The sequence below is a fragment of the Flavobacterium adhaerens genome, assembly GCF_040045115.1.
Lineage (GTDB): Bacteria > Bacteroidota > Bacteroidia > Flavobacteriales > Flavobacteriaceae > Flavobacterium > Flavobacterium adhaerens.
Genome location: NZ_JBDLZX010000003.1, coordinates 95,966 through 118,507, shown reverse-complemented (window position 1 = coordinate 118,507; position 22,542 = coordinate 95,966). Strand labels below are relative to the sequence as shown.

At 36.4% G+C, this 22,542-nt stretch carries 11 protein-coding genes; all 11 read left to right on the top strand.

The features are described 5' to 3' along the window. Positions 1-68 precede the first annotated feature (68 nt). The 11 genes from ABEB18_RS05165 (at position 69) to ABEB18_RS05115 (ending at position 22,541) form a co-directional block, all read left to right on the top strand. Positions 69-3,209: a SusC/RagA family TonB-linked outer membrane protein gene (locus tag ABEB18_RS05165; RefSeq protein WP_348798067.1), complete on the top strand. Its 3,141-nt coding sequence runs from the start codon at positions 69-71 to the stop codon at positions 3,207-3,209. 11 nt (positions 3,210-3,220) lie between these two features. After that, positions 3,221-4,813, top strand: a complete 1,593-nt coding sequence (locus ABEB18_RS05160) for a RagB/SusD family nutrient uptake outer membrane protein (RefSeq protein ID WP_348798065.1) — start codon at positions 3,221-3,223, stop codon at positions 4,811-4,813. Positions 4,814-4,835: 22 nt separating this feature from the next. After that, positions 4,836-6,272 (top strand): hypothetical protein, encoded by a 1,437-nt coding sequence (locus ABEB18_RS05155; protein ID WP_348798064.1) that lies wholly within the window; start codon positions 4,836-4,838, stop codon positions 6,270-6,272. A gap of 100 nt (positions 6,273-6,372) precedes the next feature. Next, complete coding sequence (locus tag ABEB18_RS05150; protein WP_348798063.1) at positions 6,373-8,853, top strand: glycoside hydrolase family 2 TIM barrel-domain containing protein; 2,481 nt, start codon at positions 6,373-6,375, stop codon at positions 8,851-8,853. A 29-nt stretch (positions 8,854-8,882) separates the two neighbouring features. Continuing rightward, entirely contained in the window at positions 8,883-11,276 is a 2,394-nt protein-coding gene (locus tag ABEB18_RS05145; RefSeq protein ID WP_348798062.1) for a glycoside hydrolase family 31 protein, read from the top strand. Between the two features lie 91 nt (positions 11,277-11,367). Continuing rightward, the gene (locus tag ABEB18_RS05140) at positions 11,368-13,374 is read left to right on the top strand and encodes a glycoside hydrolase family 97 protein (protein ID WP_348798061.1); all 2,007 of its coding nucleotides are present in this window, start codon (positions 11,368-11,370) and stop codon (positions 13,372-13,374) included. A 73-nt stretch (positions 13,375-13,447) separates the two neighbouring features. Next, on the top strand, positions 13,448-15,025 hold the full coding sequence (locus tag ABEB18_RS05135) for a GH39 family glycosyl hydrolase (RefSeq protein ID WP_348798060.1): 1,578 nt from the start codon (positions 13,448-13,450) through the stop codon (positions 15,023-15,025). Positions 15,026-15,065: 40 nt separating this feature from the next. Beyond that, a complete protein-coding gene (locus tag ABEB18_RS05130; protein ID WP_348798059.1) occupies positions 15,066-17,294 on the top strand; it encodes a glycoside hydrolase family 3 C-terminal domain-containing protein in 2,229 nt (742 codons plus the stop codon). Positions 17,295-17,336: 42 nt separating this feature from the next. Then, positions 17,337-18,842, top strand: coding sequence for a cellulase family glycosylhydrolase (locus ABEB18_RS05125; protein WP_348798058.1), 1,506 nt, complete (start codon positions 17,337-17,339; stop codon positions 18,840-18,842). Positions 18,843-18,947: 105 nt separating this feature from the next. Further along, positions 18,948-20,891 (top strand): sialate O-acetylesterase, encoded by a 1,944-nt coding sequence (locus ABEB18_RS05120; RefSeq protein WP_348798057.1) that lies wholly within the window; start codon positions 18,948-18,950, stop codon positions 20,889-20,891. Between the two features lie 147 nt (positions 20,892-21,038). Beyond that, the gene (locus ABEB18_RS05115) at positions 21,039-22,541 is read left to right on the top strand and encodes a family 43 glycosylhydrolase (RefSeq protein ID WP_348798056.1); all 1,503 of its coding nucleotides are present in this window, start codon (positions 21,039-21,041) and stop codon (positions 22,539-22,541) included. Position 22,542 lies beyond the last annotated feature (1 nt).

Here is a 22,542-nt window from a genome sequence, read left to right as displayed (position 1 = left end):
TTTAAAAGAACGCGTATTAATCAAATTATAAATTACTAACAACAACTTTAACCAAATTATTAATTATTATGAAAAGCAATTATTGTATTAAACCAAGAATGCTCCAGATTTGTATGGCGCTGTTGCTTATGGTGTTTGCAATGCAATCTAGTTTTGCACAAGAGCAATCTAGAATTGTAACAGGAAGTGTGAAATCGTCAGATGATGGGATGGGAATCCCTGGTGCAACTATTACTGTCACGGGAACACAAAAGGCTACTACTTCTGATTTTGACGGAAAATTTAAAATTGAAGCCAAAACAGGTGATGTATTAAAGATTAGTTTTATGGGGTTTAGAACCCAAAATATTACGGTAGGAAATCAAAGTGCAATTAATGTTTCTTTGCAAACCGAAACTTCAGATCTTAAAGAGGTTGTAGTAATCGGTTACGGTTCATTAAAGAAAAAATTAGTGACTAATGCTGTGACTCAGGTGAGTGGTCAAACATTAGAAAAAACAAATACTACAAATGCACTTCAAGCACTTCAAGGACAGGCTGCTGGTCTTCAAATCACATCTACTTCAGGTCAACCAGGAGAAGGATTGAATGTGGTGATTAGAGGGGTTGGTTCTACAGCAGGTAGTAGTCCTCTTTATGTTGTTGATGGAATTCTTACAGGTGATATTTCATATTTGAGTAATTCGGATATCGAATCTATTTCTGTTTTAAAAGACGCTGCATCTGCAGCAATTTATGGTTCTCAAGCTTCTAATGGTGTTGTTTTGGTAACTACAAAGAAAGGAAAACGCGGTTCTGCAGGACAAATTACTTTTGATCAGTATTACGGGATCCAATCGGTGGCTAGAAAAGTAGATATGTTAGATGCTACTGAATATGCTACGATTTTAAATGAAGCAGCTGTAAATTCTGGTAAGAGTCCTTATTTTACAAATGAGCAAATCGCAGCATTAGGAAAAGGAACCAATTGGATGGACGAAATGTTAGTGGACAATGCAGCTACTAAGAATTTTGCTTTTGGAGCTTCTGGAGGTTCAGATAATTCTGTTTATTCTACCTCTTTGTCTTATTTAGGGCAAGAAGGGGTTGTAGGAGGAGCAAGTCTTTCAAACTATGAGCGTTACAATTTCCGTTTTAATTCGGAACACAAATTATACAAAGATGTAGTTACTATTGGAGAAAACTTGAGTTTTGCTTACATTGATAGAAATGGTATAGGGGTTGGTAATCAGTATAATAACTCATTAAGAAGCGCTTTTCAAGTGACACCATTACTACCAATGTACGATGCAAATGGAAATTACTTCGATACTTCTAATACGACTAGTGCTGAGCCTTGGCTAAATGGTGTAGCAAATCCTTATGCATTGATGGAGTATAACAATCAAAATGAAAGCAATAATCAAAAATTATTAGGGAACGTTTATTTGCAAATTGAACCAATTAAAAACTTAACGGTAAAAACCACTTTAGGTCTTGATTATTATGCAGGTGAAGGGCATTCTTATTCTCCAATATATAGGCTGTCAACATATGCCTTCAACGATTTTGATAGGGTAAATCAGAACATGAATAAAGGGAAAAGTATTACTTGGGATAATTTAGCAACTTATAAATTTAAAGTAGCCGATAATCATCATTTTGAAACGATGTTAGGATCTTCTTATATCAAATACGACGGGACTTCTATGTCTGCAACAAATGCCGATGCAGTTTACAGCGATTTAGAGCATGCATGGCTTAACAATACAACCAATAAAGATGGATCTCGAATTTCAATCAATGGTGAAAAATCAGAAACCAAAAGGTTGTCTTATTATGGAAGACTAAACTATGATTATAAAGAAACGTATTTGTTAAATGCTACTTTTAGAGCAGACGGTTCATCTGTTTTTTCTACAGAAAACGCATGGGGGTATTTCCCTTCAGTATCTGCAGGTTGGGTAGTTTCTAATGAAGAGTTTTTGAAAGATTCTAATGCCATAAATTTTTTAAAATTAAGAGCAAGCTGGGGACAAGTAGGGAATCAAAATGCTAGAGCTTTCCAATATTTATCTCCAATAAAAACGGATTATACGAATTATATTTTTACTGGCGAAGGAGCTAATAATCTGACACCAGGTGCGTACCCTAACCGTTTGGCAAATCCTGATTTGAAATGGGAAACTTCAGAACAAATAGATTTAGGTTTTGATGCTAGATTTTTAGACAATGCGTTGAGTGTTACTTTTGATGCTTACAAAAAGACCAATAAAGATTGGATCATTCTTGCTCCAATATTAGCAACAGCTGGAGCTGATGCACCTTATATTAATGGAGGAGACGTTGTAAACAGAGGTTTGGAACTATCATTACAATACCAAAACAAAATAGGGGAATTCAATTATAGTATTAGCGCAAACGGAGCTTATAACGAAAACAAAGTGGGACAAATTCCAACTTCAGACGGAATCATTCACGGTTTGAGTAATGAACTTTACGATAATGCTGGGGAATTCTATAGAGCCGAAAACGGACATCCTCTAGGATATTTTTGGGGATACAAGACCGGAGGAGTTTTTCAAAATCAAGAACAAATTGATAATTATAAATCTGCAAACGGTGTAGTTTTACAACCTACTGCTGCACCTGGAGACATTATTTATCAAAACCTTAATGGAGATGATAAAATTGATGCTCTCGATAAAACAGAAATTGGAAAACCAAATGCTGATTTTACCTATGGTTTCTCTTTATCTGCTAATTACAAAGCTTTCGATTTTTCATTAATGGCTAATGGTGTAACTGGAAACGAAATCGTACAATCGTACAGAAATCAATCAGGGGCTTATGGAAACTATACTTCTGAAATACTTAGCCGTTGGCATGGTGAAGGTTCTTCTAATACAATGCCAAGAGTAACAGAAGACAATAGAAACTTCACTCAGTTTTCAGATTTATATGTTAAAGATGGAGATTTCTTAAGAATCAATACCGTTACTATAGGATTTGATTTAGCAAAAATGAAACAATCAAGACCATTTTTTGCTAGTCAATTCAGACTTTATTTCTCAGCGTTAAACCTTTATACTTTCACGAAATATAATGGTATGGATCCTGAAATCGGGTTTGGTTCATCTAACAATGACCAAAAATTCTCTTCTGGTGTAGATGTTGGGTACTATCCAAGACCTAGAACATTTATGATGGGATTAAATATTAAACTTTAATAAATAAAATAATGAAAAATACATATCTATATATTTTCTGTTTGAGTTTATTGTCACTTGGTTCTTGTAGTTTAGAGACAGAACCTCTAGTACAACAAACAGATACAAATTTTTATAAAACTATCGACGATGCAAATTCTGCATTGGTTGGGTGTTATGATGGATTACAGGTAGCAACTGGAGCATCTGGAAAAGGAATTCCAGTAATAACCGAAATTATGTCGGATGACTGTTTTGGAGGGACTGGTGCTTCTGATAAATATGATTATGCTGCAATAGATGAGTTTGATATTAGCCGTGCACCTGCAGAGGTTGATATGTATAATGATAACTGGATTGCTTATTACAAAGCACTTTATCGTTGTAATACGTTCTTGACTAAAATGGATCAAATTGATTGGAAAGGGGATACCGCTTTGAGAAATAAAATTGAATCGGAAACTAAATTTATCCGTGCTTACATTTATTTCGAAATGGTACGCCTATGGGGAAACATACCATTAATAACAATTCCTACATCTGAAAATGTTGCGCAAGCAAATCCTGATGACGTTTATAAATTAATTGCTGAAGATTTAGTTTTTGCAGCTAATAATCTGCCAAATGTTGGATATACAGCTGCAGAGGAAGGGCATGCGACTAAATGGGCTGCGAAGTCACTATTAGGACGTGTATTTTTATACTACACAGGATATTATGGGAAAACTGATTTAGCTGGTGTAGTATCTAAATCACAAGCATTAGGACATCTAGAAGATGTTATTGCTTCTAGCGGACATGGTTTAGTTGATGATTTTGCTAAGTTATGGCCTGCGTCTTCGCCTTCGCTTGAGGAATATGCTGGAGAAGGTAATAAAGAAACGGTTTTTGCTATAAAATATACCTACACAAGTGATTATAACGGAAATACTGACGGTAATGCTTGGATGATTATGTTTGGGATGAGAGAGTTTACTTCTTTGCCTTATGGTCATGGTTGGGGTGTGACTGTAAATTCTAAATTATGGGATGCCTATAATGCAAACGATACAAGACGTACGGCTACTATGATTGGTATTGAGGAAGAAGACATTGCTTTTGACAAAATAAACAGCCAACGTGAATACACAGGATATTATAACAAAAAGTATTCTCCAATGGTTGGTCTGAACGAAAAAGGCGAAATAGTTGAACTTCCAATTATCATGGGTAGTTCATTCTGGGATATTAGTCAATTTCAAGACTATGTTGCATTGCGTTATGCAGATGTTCTATTAATGGCTGCCGAGCTAGGAAGTGGAAGTGCTCAGTCTTATTTCGATCAAGTTAGACAAAGAGCTTACAAAGCTAGTTTTGTTTCTATGCCTGTAAATAAAGAAAATATTCTTAAAGAAAGACATTTAGAGTTTGCTCTTGAAGGAATTAGATACTGGGATTTATTACGTCAAGGAATAGGAACTGCATCGACAACTATTGCAGAAACAACTAGTTTACTTAGCGGAGGAGTTGCTGGAACTAAAACTATCTCAGCAGCCAAAATTCAAGCTACAAAAGGGTTGTCACAAATTCCTAATACACAAATTACATTGTCAGGAGGAGTTTTAAAACAAAATGCTGGTTGGTAATTTTAACTAAAAAGTAAAAAAAATGAAAAAGACTAAAATATTAATTACATCACTTTTGATGGCTATGGTACTGTTTTTAGTGCCATCTTGTTCACCAGAGACCTATTCTTTGGATGGTGCAACTGATAAATCCGATATCCATTTCGATATTAGTCAAGATTTAACAGTAGATCCAGGCGGAAATACAGTTATATTAAAAAACAATACTCCTGGTGTTGTGTTAAATTGGGATTATGGTACAGGAAAATCTAACAAAGCAGTTGAAACTGTAAAATACGCTTTCAAAGGTGATTATACCATCAAAATCACTGCCGTTACTGGTGGAGGTCTTGTAGAGTTAGATCCTGTAACCATTACTGTTACTGATGATAACTTAAATTATGTGAATGATCCTCTTTGGAATTTACTTTCTGGTGGTGTTGGAAATTCTAAAACTTGGCTTTTAGATTTGGATGCCAATGGTGTCTCTAAATATTTTATGGGGCCAATGTATTTTTATGGTCCTTATAGTGGATGGTTTGAGGGTGGTAACAACGGATGTTACAGCGATAATCCTGAGAAAGATTGCTGGAACTGGAATCCAGAATGGAAAGGAAATACTTGGATAGCTTCTCAAGGTGATTACGGTTCTATGACTTTTAGTTTGGATGGAGGACCATTTTTGACTACTAATCATTTGATGATGCCAAGTTATGGTCAAGAATCAGGAACTTACTTTTTAGATGCCGACGCCAAAACATTGACTACTACAAATGCTACAATTTTACATACTAATGAATATGAGAATTGTGTTGTTGATTGGAAATCAATGAAAATCATGTCTTTAACCGAGAACACCTTACAAGTTGGTGTTGAAAGAAAAACTAGTTGTGACTCAAATCCCTCAACATTGGTTTTTAATTTCATCTCAAAAGAGTATAGTGATAATTGGGTACCTACAAATGTTGCCGATCCAAACCCAAGTATAGATTTAGATGGCGGATCAGTAGATGACTTATTGTCAACAACTACAACAACTACAAAAACATGGCATTTAAGCCCAGATACACCTTTTAACTGGACTGATTTGAATGGTGCATTCCTAAACAATTGGAATTCAGTTGCTGATTATGAAGCTGCGGGATGGCCTGGTTATGTTTCTGCAGATCAAGTAAATGTTGTGAAAAACAAAATAAGTTTCTCAGACAACGGTACAGTAACTACTATAGATAGTAACGGAGTAACTGCTTCAGGAACTTATACAACTAGTACAGATGGAACTAATGTTATAAGTTTTGCGGGTATCACACCATCATTCCCAATAGGAAGTTCATGGGCAACTGTTTCTACAACTGCAGAAAATGAATGGAAAATTGTAAAAACAGCAAAAACAGGAAATGTGGTTACCGATATTTGGTTTGGTAAGAGAGATCCAAATAAGAGCGAATACATGGTTTTCCATTTTGTTCTTAGCAACTAAAAAAAGTAAAATTTTTTAGTTTACTTTTAATGTATTGATAAGTAGCTTATTGGTTACTTATCAATACATTATTATAAAAACCAATATTATAAATATGAAAATGAAACAGTTAAGTGTTTTTTTGCAAAAGTTAACTCTAATTGGAATTACAATTTTTGTAGTTGCATGTAACAATAAAGCATCGGATTTAAAAAACAGAAAAGTGTCTTTTAATTCAGATTGGAGTTTTCATCTCAATGATAGTCTTGTTGATAAGGATACTATTGGTGTGGCTACCCAATGGCGCACTCTAAATGTACCTCACGATTGGAGTATTGAAGGGAATTTTGACGAAAAAAGTCCTGCCGGTCATGGAGGAGGATCATTAACTGGTGGCTTAGGTTGGTACAAAAAAACATTCAAAGTTGCAGCAGCCGATAGCTCAAAAGTCACTTCGATCATTTTTGATGGAGTGTATAAAGACAGTCAAGTCTGGATAAACGGGCATTATTTAGGAAAACGCCCAAATGGATATGTAGGTTTTCAATATGATATGTCGCCGTATTTAAATTATGGAGACAAAAACAACGAAATAATTGTTAAGGTTGACAATTCAAAACAACCCAATTCACGCTGGTATTCAGGTTCAGGAATTTTTAGAAATGTTTGGATAGAAACCACCGATAAATTACATGTAGGACAATGGGGAACCTATATTACAACCCTAAAAATTACTGCCGAGAAAGCTTCGGTTAATTTAGAAACTACCATTGAGAATCAATATTCCGTTTCTAAAAATGCTGTAGTTACAACTACTATTTTTAAAGAAGAAACCAAAGTAACATCTGTTACTCAAAATATAGCTATAGCTGCTAATGCGAATCAAGTGATTAAGCAAGAAGCACAAGTAGAATCCCCAGTTTTATGGTCTGTAGAAAATCCTGAATTATATACTGCCGTTACCGAAATTTCGGTTGATGATAAATTAGTCGATCAATACAAAACCAATTTTGGAATCAGAGATTTCAAATTTGATTTAAAGAAAGGTTTTATCTTAAATGGAAAGCAGGTTAAAATAAAAGGAGTTTGTTTACATCATGATTTAGGTGCACTAGGATCAGCAATTAATACTCGTGCTATCGAACGCCAGTTAGAAATTATGAAAGAAATGGGTGTAAACGGAATCAGAACTTCTCATAATCCTCCTGCTCCAGAACTGTTAGACTTATGCGATAAAATGGGTTTTATCGTGATGAACGAAGCATTTGACATGTGGAAACAAACCAAAACAAAATACGATTACGGAAACGATTGGGACAAATGGCACAAGCAGGATTTAATAGATCAATTGCTTAGAGATCGAAATCATCCTAGTATTTTTGTTTGGAGTATCGGAAATGAAATTCCAGAACAATGGAGTGATACAGGTGTTGTAATTGCAAAAGAATTAGCAACAATTACCAGACAATACGATAAAACTCGTCCGCTTACAGTGGCAATGAATCCACCAGTAAACATGAATATTGATGAGGTAACTTTGCAATTTGATAAGGCCAAAACGTATTTTAATGCTATTGCAAAATCGGGAGTTCTAGATTTGATAGGATACAATTATGCGCATCAAACGTATCCGTTTCATCCAAAGAATTTCCCTGATACACCTTTCATTGCAACCGAAACGACTTCTGGTTTACAAACAAGAGGATATTATGATGCCGTTTCTGATACGATAAAGAAATGGCCAGTACGATGGGATCTTAAATTCACAGAAGGAAACCCAGGAAATACCGTTTCGGCCTACGATCAGGTGCAAACACCTTGGGGCTCTACACATGAAGCAACTTGGAAAATTATTAAAAAATACGATTTCCTTTCTGGAATGTATGTTTGGACAGGTTTCGATTATATCGGAGAACCGACTCCTTACGAATGGCCGTCGGTTAGTTCGTATTTTGGGATTGTAGATTTGGCTGGTTTTCCGAAAGATGTTTATTATATGTACCAAAGTGAATGGACAACCAAAACAGTGTTGCACATTTTTCCGCATTGGAATTGGAAAGCTGGTCAAACCGTTGATGTTTGGGCTTACTACAATAATGCTGATGAGGTAGAACTTTTTGTAAACGGAAAATCAGTTGGAAAAAGAGCTAAAAAAGGAGACGATTTACATGTGATGTGGAGAGTTTCTTTTGAGGCTGGAGCTTTAAAAGCTGTTTCTCGTAAAAATGGAAAAGTGGTTTTAGAAAAAGAAATCAAAACAGCTGGAAATGCAGCACAATTGAAACTTACTGCCGACCGAAGTACCATCAAAGCAGATGGCAATGATCTGTCTTTTGTGACAGTAGATATTTTAGATGCAAACGGAACTTTTGTTCCAACTGCCAATAATGAAATTCATTTCTCTGTAAAAGGTAACGGAAAAATAGTGGGTGTTTGTAGCGGAGATCCAGTGAGTCACGAACCTTTCAAAGGTACCAAACATACCGCTTTGGCAGGGAAATGTTTAGTGATTGTTCAGTCTTCTGAAAAATCAGAAAAATTAGAGTTAACCGCAAAAGCAAACGGTTTGAAAGAATCGACTATTGTAATTACAACAGAATAAAACTATTAACAGACTAATATAACTTCACAATGAAAAAAATACAGATAGCTTCATTATCCTTGTTTGTGGGTTTGTTACTTTCTCCAAAAGTAACAGCTCAAATTCAGAATGCAGATATTTTGAATGCACCGATCGATGTAAGCAAAGATTTTGAGAATTATTTGAATACTTTTTATTTCGCTGATGAATTAGCTAGTTTTGATCCAGCAACTGGTAAAGGAACTATCAAATATTTGCGTTATACGTATCAAACACGTCAGGCTTTCAATAATATGCTGATGAAACCGGATACGATTGCGGCCAATGAATTTCCAACAACAGAATATGAAGTTTCGCCTGTACTACCATTTCAAATTCAGTTTGTTTCGGATCGTGCTATCCGAATAAAAACGACTTCGGGACCTCAATTTCGCCCTCAAGCTACATCACTAATGTTGGTGGATGGCGTGGCGCCCAATCATCCTGAATTATGGAAATCTTCTAAAATTGATGGTGGATACAAATACACGAGTAAACATGGTTCTGTTGAAATTTTGATCAAACCATGGCATGTAAAAATCTATGACGAAAAAGGAAAATTATTAACGAGTACATTACATAATTCCGACTTTGCTAATAGTTACACTCCATCACTTCCATTTTCGTATGTGCGTAGAAATAGTGATTATTCTAGAAGTATGGGAGCGGCTTTTAGCTTAGAGCCCGACGAAAAAATATTTGGTTGCGGAGAATCATTTACACAATTTAATAAGCGTGGCCAAAAAGTAGTTTTATGGACAGATGATGCTAATGGTATTCAAAACGAAACCATGTACAAACCGATTCCGTTTTACATGAGTAGCCGTGGTTATGGTGTTTTCATGCACCATTCTACGCCAATTACGGTCGATTTTGGTAAATATTATGGCAGCGCCAACGAAATGTATATTGGTGACGATGAAGCCGATTTGTTTTTCTTTATTGGTGAACCAAAAGAGATTTTAGACGAATACACCAATCTAACAGGTAAAGCAGCTATGCCACCACTTTGGTCATTTGGTTTTTGGATGAGCCGTATTACGTATTTTACTGAAAAAGAAGGACGCGACGTTGCCAGAGATTTACGCAAATATAAAATCCCAACCGATGTGATTCACTATGATACTGGTTGGTTTGATGTAGATTGGCGAAACAATTATGAGTTTGCCAAATCTCGTTTCCCTGATGCCCAAAAAATGATGTCAGATTTGAAAAAAGACGGTTTTCAAGTATGTTTATGGCAATTGCCTTATTTCACTCCAAAGAATACATTGTTCAATGAAATTATGGATAAAAATTTAGCAGTGAGAGATAGAAAAGGAAATTTACCGTATGAAGATGCTGTACTGGATTTTTCGAATCCTGAGACCGTAACTTGGTACCAAGGAAAATTGAAAAAATTATTCGATCAAGGGGTTTCTGTTTTCAAAGTAGATTTTGGTGAAGCCGCACCACCAGAAGGAATTTATCATTCGGGACGAACAGGTTTCTATGAGCATAATTTGTTCCCATTGCGTTACAATAAAGCCGTTGCCGAAATTACTCAAAAGGAAAAAGGATATACTTTAATCTGGGCTAGAAGTACATGGGCTGGATCACAACGTTACCCATTGCACTGGGGAGGTGATGCCGAAACCACTAACGGAGCAATGTCGGCCGAATTAAGAGGAGGTTTGTCATTAGGATTATGCGGATTCAGTTTTTGGAGTCATGATGTAGGCGGATTCGTAACCAAGTCACCAGAGAATTTATACAAAAGATGGGCTCCGTTCGGGATGTTTACCTCACATGTAAGAAGTCACGGCGAACCACCTCGTGAGCCTTGGTTGTATAGCAAAGATTTATTGGAAAGCTTTAGAAAATCGGACAATATGCGTTACGAATTAATGCCATATATCTATGCTCAGGCCAAAGAAAGTTCTCAAAAAGGATTGCCAATGATGCGTGCATTGTTTGTAGAATATCCTAATGATCCAGGTGCGTGGTTGGTAGATAATGAGTATTTGTTTGGATCAAGTATGCTAGTTGCACCTCTTTTTGAAGATGTTACCGAAAGAGATGTTTATCTTCCCGAAGGAACTTGGATTGATTACCAAACCAAAAAAGTGTACAAAAGCGGCTGGCACAAAATCAAAGCGGGTGAGGTGCCGATTGTCGTATTAGTAAAAGAGGGAACTGCATTGCCACATATTGCCTTGGCACAATCTACCAAAGATATGGATTGGAGCAAGCTAACCCTTAAAGTTTATGCAACGGACACAACCACTTCGGCAGAAGCAAAAGTGTTTTTACCTGATACAGATACTGTTCAAACGATTACATTGACACAAAAAGGTTCAGGTTTTGATGTGAATCAAAATCCACTATCTGGAAAAACAACATTCAAAATTGAATGGATAAAATAATTAAGTTGAATTTGGTTTAGAATGAAAATCGGGGCGCTGTGGGATTGCCCCGGTTTTTAAAAAAAAGTACAATTATTAAGAAATGAATATCATGTTTAAGAAAATCATCATTCCAGCATTTATTGGTGCATTAGCAATTGTTGGTACAACTCATGCTCAGAAAAGCAAGTCCTATGAACTGGTTTCTCCAGGAGGAATTAATACAATCAAATTCAATCTAGACAAAACGGCTCCTAAGTATGAGGTGTCACACAAAAAAACTCAAGTCCTTACACCATCTGATATGGGGTTTGTTCTAAAAAACAATGAAGACTTTAGTACTAATTTTGAAGTTGTAGATGTAAAAAAATCTTCTTTCGACGAAACGTGGGAACAAGTTTGGGGTGAAAAGAAAAAAATTAGAAACCATTATAATCAATTGGTTGTTGATTTACAGCAAAAAACAGGGAATAAACGTAAACTTCAAATTCAGTTTCGTGCTTATGATGACGGAATTGCCTTTAGATATGTATATCCAAAACAGGTTTCTAAAGACAGTATTTTTATCATGGATGAAAAAACAACTTTCAATCTAAAAGAAGATGGAAAAGCGTGGTGGATTCCTGCTTACAAACCAGAACGTTATGAGTATTTATATACTGCGTCGCCAGTCACCACTTTAGATACGGTTCATACACCTTTAACAATAGAAAGTAAAAGCGGTTTAAAGTTAAGTTTTCACGAAGCCAATTTAATTGATTTTGCGAGTATGACTTTGGAACAAACAGAAGGGACACAGCTAAAATCGAATTTAGTGCCTTGGGCTGATGGCGTAAAAGTAAGGGTAAAAGACGCTTTTACTTCTTCTTGGAGAACGATTCAAATAGCTGAAAAATCGGGCGATTTGATCGATTCGTATTTGGTTTTAAATTTAAATGAACCTAACAAATTAGGAAAAACTCCCTATGTCCAACCGTATAAATATTTTGGAATCTGGTGGGCCATGCACATTGGGAAATATACATTTTGGGAAGGAGAAAAGCAAGGAGCAACTACTGCTCATGCCAAAGAATATATCGATTTTACTGCCAAAGAAGGTTTGCACCATTTATTGATTGAAGGTTGGAACAAAGGTTGGACACCAGCTTGGTATGAAAACCGTATGCACATGTTTAGTTTCACACAATCTGCGGATAATTTCGATTTAGAAAAAGTGGTTGAATACGGAAAAGAAAAAGGAGTTGAATTGATTGGTTACCATGAAACAGGGTCTAACTTAACCAACTATTTAAAACAAATTGACGAAGGTTTTGCATTGTATAAAAAACTGGGAATCCACACCGTAAAAATTGGTCACGTTGGTTCAAAATTAAATATGAAAGAATGGCATCACGGACAATTTGGGGTCAATTATTTCAGATACGTTTTAGAAAAAGCAGCTCAGTATGATTTGGCCGTTTTCTATCACGAACCCATAAAAGACACGGGAGAACGTAGAACGTATCCTAATATGTTAGCAAGAGAAGCGGCACGTGGTCAAGAGTACAACGCTTGGAGCGACGGAAATCCACCAAGTCATGTGGTGATTTTACCATTTACCAGAATGTTGTCTGGACCAATGGAATATACTCCGGGAGTTCTGGATGTAGAAATCAAACAAGGCTATCCAGGTAGAAGAGTACACGGTACAACGGCTCAACAGTTGGCGATGTATGTTTGCTTTTATTCGCCAATTCAAATGTTGGCCGATTTGCCTGAAAATTATAACGTTCCAGCTTATCAATTCTTAAAAGATGTACCAGCCGATTGGTCTGATACCAAAGTTTTAAATGCAGAAATTGGTGAATATTTGACCACTGTTCGTAAAGATCAAAACAGCGAAGATTGGTATTTAGGAAGTATGACTAATGAAAAAGCGAGAGAATTAACAGTTTCGTTGTCATTCTTAGATTCAAAAGCAACTTATGAAGCTCAGATTTATGCTGATGCAGAAGGTACTGACGAAACTCACAATCCATCAGCAGTGGCTATTTCCAAGAAAATCGTGAAAGCTTCGGATGTATTGAAATTGAAATTAGGAGGAGCGGGAGGAACCGCCATCCGATTCAAAAAATTATAATAATGAATTGTCGTACAGACGGGTTTTAAACCCGTCTCTACAACACAAAATATTATTTATAACTCATTTTCAGATGAAAAAAAATGTATTGCTATTGGTTCTTTTATTGGCACTGAACAATATTTCATTGTTTGGACAAAATAGTAATTCTGAAAACAGAATTATAAAAGTCGATTACAGCAAAGAGCAAGGAAAGATGAATACCATGTTCAAAGAATCTATTGGTGCTGGTAGAGCCAACGAAGGATTACGTGCCGATTGGCAACAACAATTGGTAATGGTAAAAAAAGAATGTGACTTCAAGTATATCCGTATGCACGGTTTGCTTACGGATGATATGGGAGTGTATCGCGAAGACTCAAAAGGAAATCCGGAATACAATTTTCAATACATAGATGCTTTGTATGATTTTCTTTTGAGTATCAATATAAAACCGTTTGTAGAATTGGGATTTATGCCTAATGCTTTGGCTAGTGGAAAGGAAACTATTTTTTGGTGGAAAGGAAATGTTACTCCACCTAAAGACTATAAAAAATGGGATGATTTAATTCGTAATCTAACCCAACATTTTACAGATCGTTATGGTGCCGAAGAGGTTAAAACTTGGTATTTCGAAGTTTGGAACGAGCCGAATTTGTCTCCTGGTTTTTGGTCAAGTACACAGGAAGAATATTTCAAATTGTATGATCATACTGCAAGAGTTATCAAGAGTGTAAACAAGGATTACAAAGTAGGAGGTCCAGCAACGGCTGGTGCAGCGTGGGTTCCGGAAACGATCGAATTTTGTACCAAAAACAATACGCCAATTGATTTCATTTCAACACATGCTTATGGGGTAAGTCAAGGTTTTTTAGACGAATTTGGAACTACAGGAACGGTTCTAAATAAAGACGAAAATAGTGTAAGTGGCGAGGTTATCAATTCGCGTAAGCAGATAGCCAATTCGGTCAAACCTAATTTAGAACTACATTATACAGAATGGAGTACCTCGTACACGCCAGCAGATGCTATTCACGACAGTTATCACTCTGCTGCTTATATTTTGCAAAAAATAAAACAAGTTGGAGATGCAGCAAACTCAATGTCGTATTGGGTTTTTACCGATATTTTTGAAGAGGCTGGTCCTAGATTTACACCTTTTCACGGAGGATTTGGACTCTTGAATACCCAGGGAATTAAAAAACCAGCGTATTTCTCCTACGCTTTCCTGAATAAATTAGGCGAAACAGAATTGAAAAATACCGACAAAGATTCGTGGGTAACCAAAAATGCCAAAGGAGATGTACAACTTTTGTTTTGGGATTACACTTATACACTTCCAGAAAAGATAAACAATCAGGAGTATTACAGTAAAGATTTGCCATCAAAACCAAAAGGAGAAGTCCAAATTGAAGTTGGTGGTCTGAAAAAGGGAAATTATACTTTAGAAATTTACAAAGTAGGATATAAAAATAATGATGCTTACACCGATTATTTTGCCATGGGAAGACCCAATCAATTGAGTATTAATCAGGTAAAACAAATCAAACAAAAAAATAATGGAGCACCTATAACAACAGAAAAAATAGCTATTGACGCTTCGGGAACTTTTAGCAAAAAGTATAAGATTAATGAAAACGATGTGGTCTTGTTCAATTTTGTAAAGCAATAGCTGGAGAAGAATATATAAATAATTATAACAATTTCAAGTAATGAAAAAAACGCTAAAATACATTGCCTTGACTGTTTCAATTCTCTCGTTGATTGAGGGTAATGCACAGTCTATCAAGTCGAAAAAGGGACAAAAAGCCTATGTGGGAAAAGAAATTACAACCAAGTTCGATACTAAAATAGACAAATTGATCTCTCAAATGACACTTGAGGAAAAAATTGGAATGTTACATGGTAATAGTATGTTTGCTAATGCAGGGGTAGCACGTTTAGGAATTCCTGAATTAAAAATGGCCGATGGACCATTGGGAGTTCGTGAGGAAATTTCGAGAGACAATTGGGCTCCGGCAGGATGGACAAACGATTTTGCCACCTACTATCCAGCTGCCGGAGCGTTGGCTGCTACTTGGAATCCAGATATGGCCTACTTGTTCGGGAACAGTGTAGGACAAGAAATGCGAGCCAGAGGCAAAGACATGTTATTGGCTCCTGCAATTAATATTATTAGAACGCCATTAGGAGGGCGCACCTACGAGTATCAAACCGAAGATCCATTTTTGAATAAAAAAATAGCCGTTCCATTAATTGTAGGTTTACAAGACAATGATGTTATGGCTTGTGTAAAGCATTATGCAGCTAATAATCAAGAGACAAATCGCGATTTTGTAGATGTACAAATTGATGAGCGTACGCTTCGTGAAATCTATTTACCTGCTTTTGAAGCCTCGGTTAAAGAGGCTAAGGCATACAGTATTATGGGGGCTTACAATAAGTTTAGAGGTGAATATTTGTGTGAGAATGATTATATGTTGAATAAGATTCTTCGTGACGAATGGGGTTTCAAAGGAATTGTAGTATCCGATTGGGCAGCAGTACATTCTACTGCAAAATCTCTACAAAGCGGTTTGGATATCGAAATGGGAACACCAAAACCTTTTAATGAATTTTTTCTTGCTGATAAATTAATTGCTGCCGTTAAAAATGGTGAAGTTTCCGAAAAAGAAATCGATATACATGTAAAACGTATTTTACATATGTTATTCCAAGTGAAAGCAATGGGTGGCGAAAAAAGAGCAACTGGTAGTATTGCTACCGAAGAGCATTATCAGGATGCTTACAAAATTGCATCTGAGGCTGTAGTATTATTAAAAAATGATACAAATCTTTTACCACTTAAACTAGATGGGGTAAAATCAATTGCTGTAATTGGTAACAATGCCACCAAAGTAAATGCCTTAAGAGGTTTTGGTGCAGGAGTAAAAACCAAAAGAGAAATTACTCCATTGGATGGTTTAAAAAACAGATTGCCTTCTTCGGTTACCATCAATTATGCCGAAGGATACTTAGAACGTTATGATGTAGCGAATAAAGGGAATTTGGGAGATATTACGATGAAAGGCCCAGTTACGATAGATCAATTAGACCCTGCTAAATTACAAGAAGCTTTAGATGCTGCAAAAAAATCTGATGTTGCTATTGTTTTCGCAGGTTCTAATCGAGACTATGAAACCGAAGCTTCTGATAGAAGAGATTTAAGTTTGCCATTTGGTCAAGAAGAATTGATTAAGAAAGTACTAGAAGTAAACCCAAAAACAATCGTTGTGATGATTGCTGGTGCTCCTTTTGAAATTGAAGATGTAAGCCAAAAAACAAAAGCATTGGTTTGGAGCTGGTTCAATGGTTCTGAAGGAGGTAATGCCCTAGCCGATGTTTTGCTTGGAAAAGTAAACCCTTCTGGAAAATTACCTTGGACAATGCCAAAAAATATTATGGATTCTCCTGCTCATGCAACCAACAGCTTCCCTGGAGATAAAGCGGTAGAGTATAAAGAAGGAATTTTGGTTGGATACAGATGGTTTGATACCAAAAATGTAACTCCACTCTATCCTTTTGGATTCGGATTGTCGTATTCAACTTTTAATTTTGTTGAGGTTAAATCGGACAAAAAAGACTACTCGAATAATGATACCATCTCGGTTTCGGTAACGGTAAAAAACACCGCTAAAGTAGAAGGAAAAGAAGTTGTTCAAGTTTATGTTACGAAATCAGATTCAAAAGTAGAACGTGCCGCTCAGGAACTAAAAGGTTTCCATAAAGTGAATGTAGGAGCAGGAAAAACCGAAACCATTACAATTCAAATTCCTGTAAAAGAACTGGCCTATTACGATGTGCAATCTAAAAACTGGGTTGTAGAACCAGGAAAATATACTTTGAATGTAGGTAATTCATCTCGTGACATTCAAAACAAAATCGAAATTTCTATTAAATAAATTTCTAAAACCACTAACAACTAACCAAAACCATTCATAATTATGAGAAACAAAATTGCAAAATATTCAATAGGTATATTTTTCTGCCTAATTGCTTTTAATATTTTGGCCTGTAGTTCAGACGATTCAAAGCCTGACGAAACAACGCCAGAAACAATATCACTATCTATAGATAAAAAGACGTTAGATTTTGATGCTAAAGGAAGCGCAAGCAGTGTCACCATTACAACCAATGCTAAAACATTTAGTATTGTTTCCAGCGATACTTGGATTCAATTGAGCAAAACTTCGGGTACAAACGGAACAAGCTTGTTAAACGTTACAGCTCAGCAAAACACGACAACAGTTGCCAGAACGGGTACCGTTACCATTAGCTCAAACGGAACAGTTTCTGTACAAATTGCTGTTTCTCAGGCAGCCGGGTCTGCAGTTGTAGAAGGATTATATCCTAATTATAACACTAATCCAATTCCAGCTGATGCTACTGGTATGAGTAGCACAGCAGTACAATTAGCCGCTAAAATGAAACTGGGCTGGAATATCGGAAATACTATGGAAGCAATTGGTTCAGAGACAGCTTGGGGTAATCCAAAAGTGACCAAAGCATTAATAGATTTAGTTAAAGCTAATGGATTCAATGCGATCCGAATCCCTTGCTCTTGGAATCAAAATGCTAATGGGACAACAGCAAAAATAACAGATGCTTGGTTAGCCCGCGTAAAAGAAGTGGTACAATACTGTACAGACAATGATATGTACGTAATTGTAAACATCCACTGGGACGGAGGATGGTTAGAAGAAAACTGTACGGAAGCCAAAAAAGAAGCAAACAATGCGAAACAAAAAGCATTTTGGGAGCAAATTGCAACTCATTTGCGTGATTTTGATGAACACTTACTTTTTGCTAGCGCAAATGAACCTCATGTTGATAATGCTACTGAAATGGCAGTGTTAACTTCCTACCATCAAACATTTGTTGATGCGGTACGTTCAACAGGAGGGAAAAACGCTTATCGTAATTTGATTGTTCAAGGACCAGCTACTGATATTGAAAAAACAGCTCAACTGATGACTACTATGCCAACAGACAAAGTTGCCAATAGAATGATGGCTGAAGTTCACTTTTATCCGTACCAATTTACCCTTATGGATAAAGATGCTGATTGGGGAAAAATGTTTTACTATTGGGGAGAAGGAAATCATTCTACAACAGATACTGATAGAAACCCAACTTGGGGAGAAGAAGCTTTCGTAGATCAAGTTTTCCTATCTATGAAAACCAAGTTTGTTGATAAAGGAATCCCTGTAATCTTGGGAGAATTTGGAGCTATCAGACGTGATTTGACTGGTGATGCATTGGCTTTACATCTAAAATCAAGAGCTGCTTTTCTAAAATATGTTGTAAAACAGTCCAAAGTAAACGGTTTAATTCCGTTTTATTGGGATGCAGGGAATTTAGGAACCAACACTATGTCTCTGTTCGATAGAAAAACAAATACAGTTTACGATCAACAAGCCTTAACCGCTTTGTTAGATGGACTAAAATAATATAGAGCACTTTCAAGTAGCTGAGATTCTAAGATTCTAAGTTTTTAATGTAACTGAGAATCTTAGAATCTTGTTGGTTTAATATCTTTTTAAAAAATTAAAAAAATGAAAAAATATTTCGTATTTCTTTTTTGTGTCGTTAGTTTAATGGCTAATGCCAATGTTAGAATGCCGTTGTTATTTGCCGATGGGATGGTTTTGCAACGCAATAAACCAATTCCGGTTTGGGGTTGGGCGGATGCCAATGAAAAAGTAGAGGTTCACTTTAACAAACAAGTAAAAACCATTGTAGCCGACAAGAATGGCAAATGGATGTTGAATCTAAATGCTGAAAAAGCCGGAGGACCTTTCGAATTAGTAATTTCTGGTAAAAATAAAATTATCATAAAAGATGTTTTGGTTGGAGAAGTCTGGATTTGCAGCGGACAATCGAATATGGAATTTACCGTGAAACAAGCCAAAGATTTTGAAATCGAAATGAAAGACGCCAACTATCCTCAAATTCGTCAGTTTTTGGTTCAAAAAGATATGAGTTCGACTCCGAAAGAGGATTTCAAATCGGCTAAATGGAGCAGTAGTAACGAACAAACGGTTGGCGATTTTACAGCTGCTGGATTCTATTTTGCTCGAAAATTATACAAAGAGTTAAACATTCCAATAGGGTTATTGCATACTTCGTGGGGAGGGACTTGCGTAGAAACTTGGACAAGCAAAGAAGCCTTCGAAAATAGTTCCGAATTTAAAGAAATGATTGCCCAGGTTCCTTCGCTAAACATGGATGAAGTTCTTGAAAATTATAGAAAAGCAACATTAGAAAATATAAAAAAAATTCAAGGTTTTGACGCTTCAATGGATAACGAAAGTCAGTTTAAAAACCCTGAATTTCAAGATGCAAATTGGCCAGAAATTAAAGCACCTTCACTTTGGGAAAACCAACAAATTGGTAATATTGATGGAATCGTTTGGATGCGTAAAACAATTGTTTTGACTGCTGAACAAGCCAAAAAAGAAGCTGTTTTGCACTTAGCAAAAGTCGATGATGAAGATGTGACCTATGTAAATGGTGTTCAAGTTGGGACTCATAATCTTTGGGACAAATTAAGAGTTTACAATATTCCTACTGGAGTTTTAAAAGAAGGAACAAACGTAATCGCAGTAAGAATCACCGATTACAGCGGAGGAGGTGGGATTTACGGAGAAGCATCCGATCTTAAAATCGATTGTAAAGATTCGAATGTCCCACTCGATGGTCTTTGGAAATTTAATGTGGTAAAAGTACGAATCGAAATTTCTCCCAACAGTTATCCATCGTTATTGTACAATGCTATGGTCAATCCGTTAGTTCCGTATGCCATTCAAGGCGCTTTGTGGTATCAAGGAGAAGCCAATGTTTGGAGAGCAAAACAATACAAAAAGGCTTTTCCTTTGATGATTCAGGATTGGAGAACTAAGTTCAAACAAGGCGATTTTCCTTTCTATTTTGTACAATTATCCACCTTTGATGAGTCCGGAGGAAATAGTGCCAAAGGAAGCCGTTGGGCAGAACTTCGCGAAGCGCAAACCGAAACGCTTAAAGTTCCAAACACAGGAATGGTGGTAACGACTGATATTGGGAACGCCAAAGACATTCACCCAACCAATAAACAGGATATTGGGTTGCGTTTTGCAGCTATTGCGTTGAATAATTTGTATGGGAAAAAGCAAGTTTGTTCAGGGCCAATGTACAAATCACAAGAAATTAAAGGAAACCAAATCATTTTGACTTTTGATAACATTGGTAGCGGATTATTGGCTTCAGGAAATTCAGAACTCAAAGGTTTTGAAATAGCAGGTGCTGATAAAGTTTTTCATCCGGCCAAAGCGATAATCAAAGACAATAAAGTAATTGTTTCGAGTGACAAAGTCCAAAATCCAGTTGCCGTTCATTACGGTTGGGCCGATGATGATACCGAAATCAATCTTTTCAATAAGGAAAAATTCCCGGCATCGCCATTCCGTACCGATAATTGGGAAATGATTACCGAGAATGAAAAATATAAAATAAATTAGGAATGTAGAGACGGGTTTCAAACCCGTCTGTACGAAACCCGTCTGTACTGAAATCCGTCTGTACTGAAACCCGTCTGTACTGAAATCCGTCTGTACTGAAACCCGTCTGTACGAAATTCATCAGTAAAGCAAAAAATCCAATTGATTATGAAATTCCTAAAATCAAAATTTTGGTTGATTATGCTTTTTCTATCATTAATAGTAAAAGCCCAACAACAAAAAGACAATAGTGGTAATTATACCAATCCAATTTTCGCCGGTGATTACCCAGATCCATCAATCATTCGTGATGGTGAAGATTATTATATAGTGCATTCTTCGTTCAATTATTATCCGGGATTGTTGATTTGGACATCCAAAGATTTAATCAATTGGAGTCCAGTTACCCATGCACTAAAGAAAAGTGTAGGCTCTGTCTGGGCACCAGATTTGGTAAAACTCAATAACAAATTCTATATCTATTTTCCTGCCAATGAAACCAATTACGTGGTTTGGGCAGATAAAATAGACGGACCTTGGAGCGATCCAATCGATTTGAAAGTTGGCAATATAGATCCTGGGCATTTTGTTGACGAAAAAGGGAAACGTTATTTGTATTTTAGCAATGGGGGTTACGTGCCGCTTTCTAAAGACGGTTTATCGGTTACAGGTGAATTGAAACATAGTTACGATGGTTGGAAAATTCCAATTGACTGGTCAATCGAATGTTTTTGTATGGAAGGCCCAAAAGTTTTCAAAAGGGGAGACTATTATTATCTTACAGTTGCCGAAGGAGGAACTGCTGGGCCTGCAACAAGTCACATGGTGATTTCGGCTCGATCAAAATCGCCACTTGGACCTTGGGAAAATTCACCTCATAATCCAATACTAAGAACTAATGATAGTTCTGAAAAATGGTGGTCAAAAGGACACGCCACAATAATCGATGATGTAAAAGGAAATTGGTGGATGGTTTTTCACGGTTATGAAAATGGGTATTACAATATGGGACGCCAAACACTTTTACAGGCTGTAGAATGGACAAAAGATGGTTGGTACAAAATGAAAGAAAACACAAAAACCGAAGCTATTACGAAGAAACCGGCAGGACAATTCGTGAAAAGCAATTTCGCACTTTCGGATAGTTTTTCTGGAACAAAACTTCAACCACAATGGCAGTTTTTTGATGAGTATGATGCGCAAAGAACCACATTCACTTCAAATGGAATAAAGATTAAAGGAAAAGGAACAGGCATTGGTCAAAGTTCGCCTTTGTTGTGTACCCCTTCAGACCATTCTTATACTGCCGATGTTGAGGTAGAAATTGAAGGAAACGCATCGGCTGGATTGGTGCTTTTTTATGATACCAAGTTATTTACGGGAATCGCTTTTGATAAAGATAATATCATGGCAATTCTTAGAGTATGGCAGTTCCCTACCGTAAAAGATGTGAATAAAAGACACTTGTTTTTACGCCTGGAAAAGAAAGAGCAAGTGGTAAACATGTTTTATAGCATTGATGGAAAAGATTGGCTAAAAATTGAAAATTCTGCCGAAGTTTCCTCATTCAATCACAATGCTTTAAGTGGTTTTATGAGCCTCAAATTGGGACTTTCAGCAGTAGGAGATGGTCAGGTTACTTTTAAAAATTTTGTGTATCTTCCTAAATAAA

Coding starts and splice junctions, on each gene's coding strand:
- ABEB18_RS05165 (WP_348798067.1), top strand. CDS start 69: ATGAAAAGCAATTATTGTATTAAACCAAGAATGCTCCAGATTTGTATG.
- ABEB18_RS05160 (WP_348798065.1), top strand. CDS start 3,221: ATGAAAAATACATATCTATATATTTTCTGTTTGAGTTTATTGTCACTT.
- ABEB18_RS05155 (WP_348798064.1), top strand. CDS start 4,836: ATGAAAAAGACTAAAATATTAATTACATCACTTTTGATGGCTATGGTA.
- ABEB18_RS05150 (WP_348798063.1), top strand. CDS start 6,373: ATGAAACAGTTAAGTGTTTTTTTGCAAAAGTTAACTCTAATTGGAATT.
- ABEB18_RS05145 (WP_348798062.1), top strand. CDS start 8,883: ATGAAAAAAATACAGATAGCTTCATTATCCTTGTTTGTGGGTTTGTTA.
- ABEB18_RS05140 (WP_348798061.1), top strand. CDS start 11,368: ATGTTTAAGAAAATCATCATTCCAGCATTTATTGGTGCATTAGCAATT.
- ABEB18_RS05135 (WP_348798060.1), top strand. CDS start 13,448: ATGAAAAAAAATGTATTGCTATTGGTTCTTTTATTGGCACTGAACAAT.
- ABEB18_RS05130 (WP_348798059.1), top strand. CDS start 15,066: ATGAAAAAAACGCTAAAATACATTGCCTTGACTGTTTCAATTCTCTCG.
- ABEB18_RS05125 (WP_348798058.1), top strand. CDS start 17,337: ATGAGAAACAAAATTGCAAAATATTCAATAGGTATATTTTTCTGCCTA.
- ABEB18_RS05120 (WP_348798057.1), top strand. CDS start 18,948: ATGAAAAAATATTTCGTATTTCTTTTTTGTGTCGTTAGTTTAATGGCT.
- ABEB18_RS05115 (WP_348798056.1), top strand. CDS start 21,039: ATGAAATTCCTAAAATCAAAATTTTGGTTGATTATGCTTTTTCTATCA.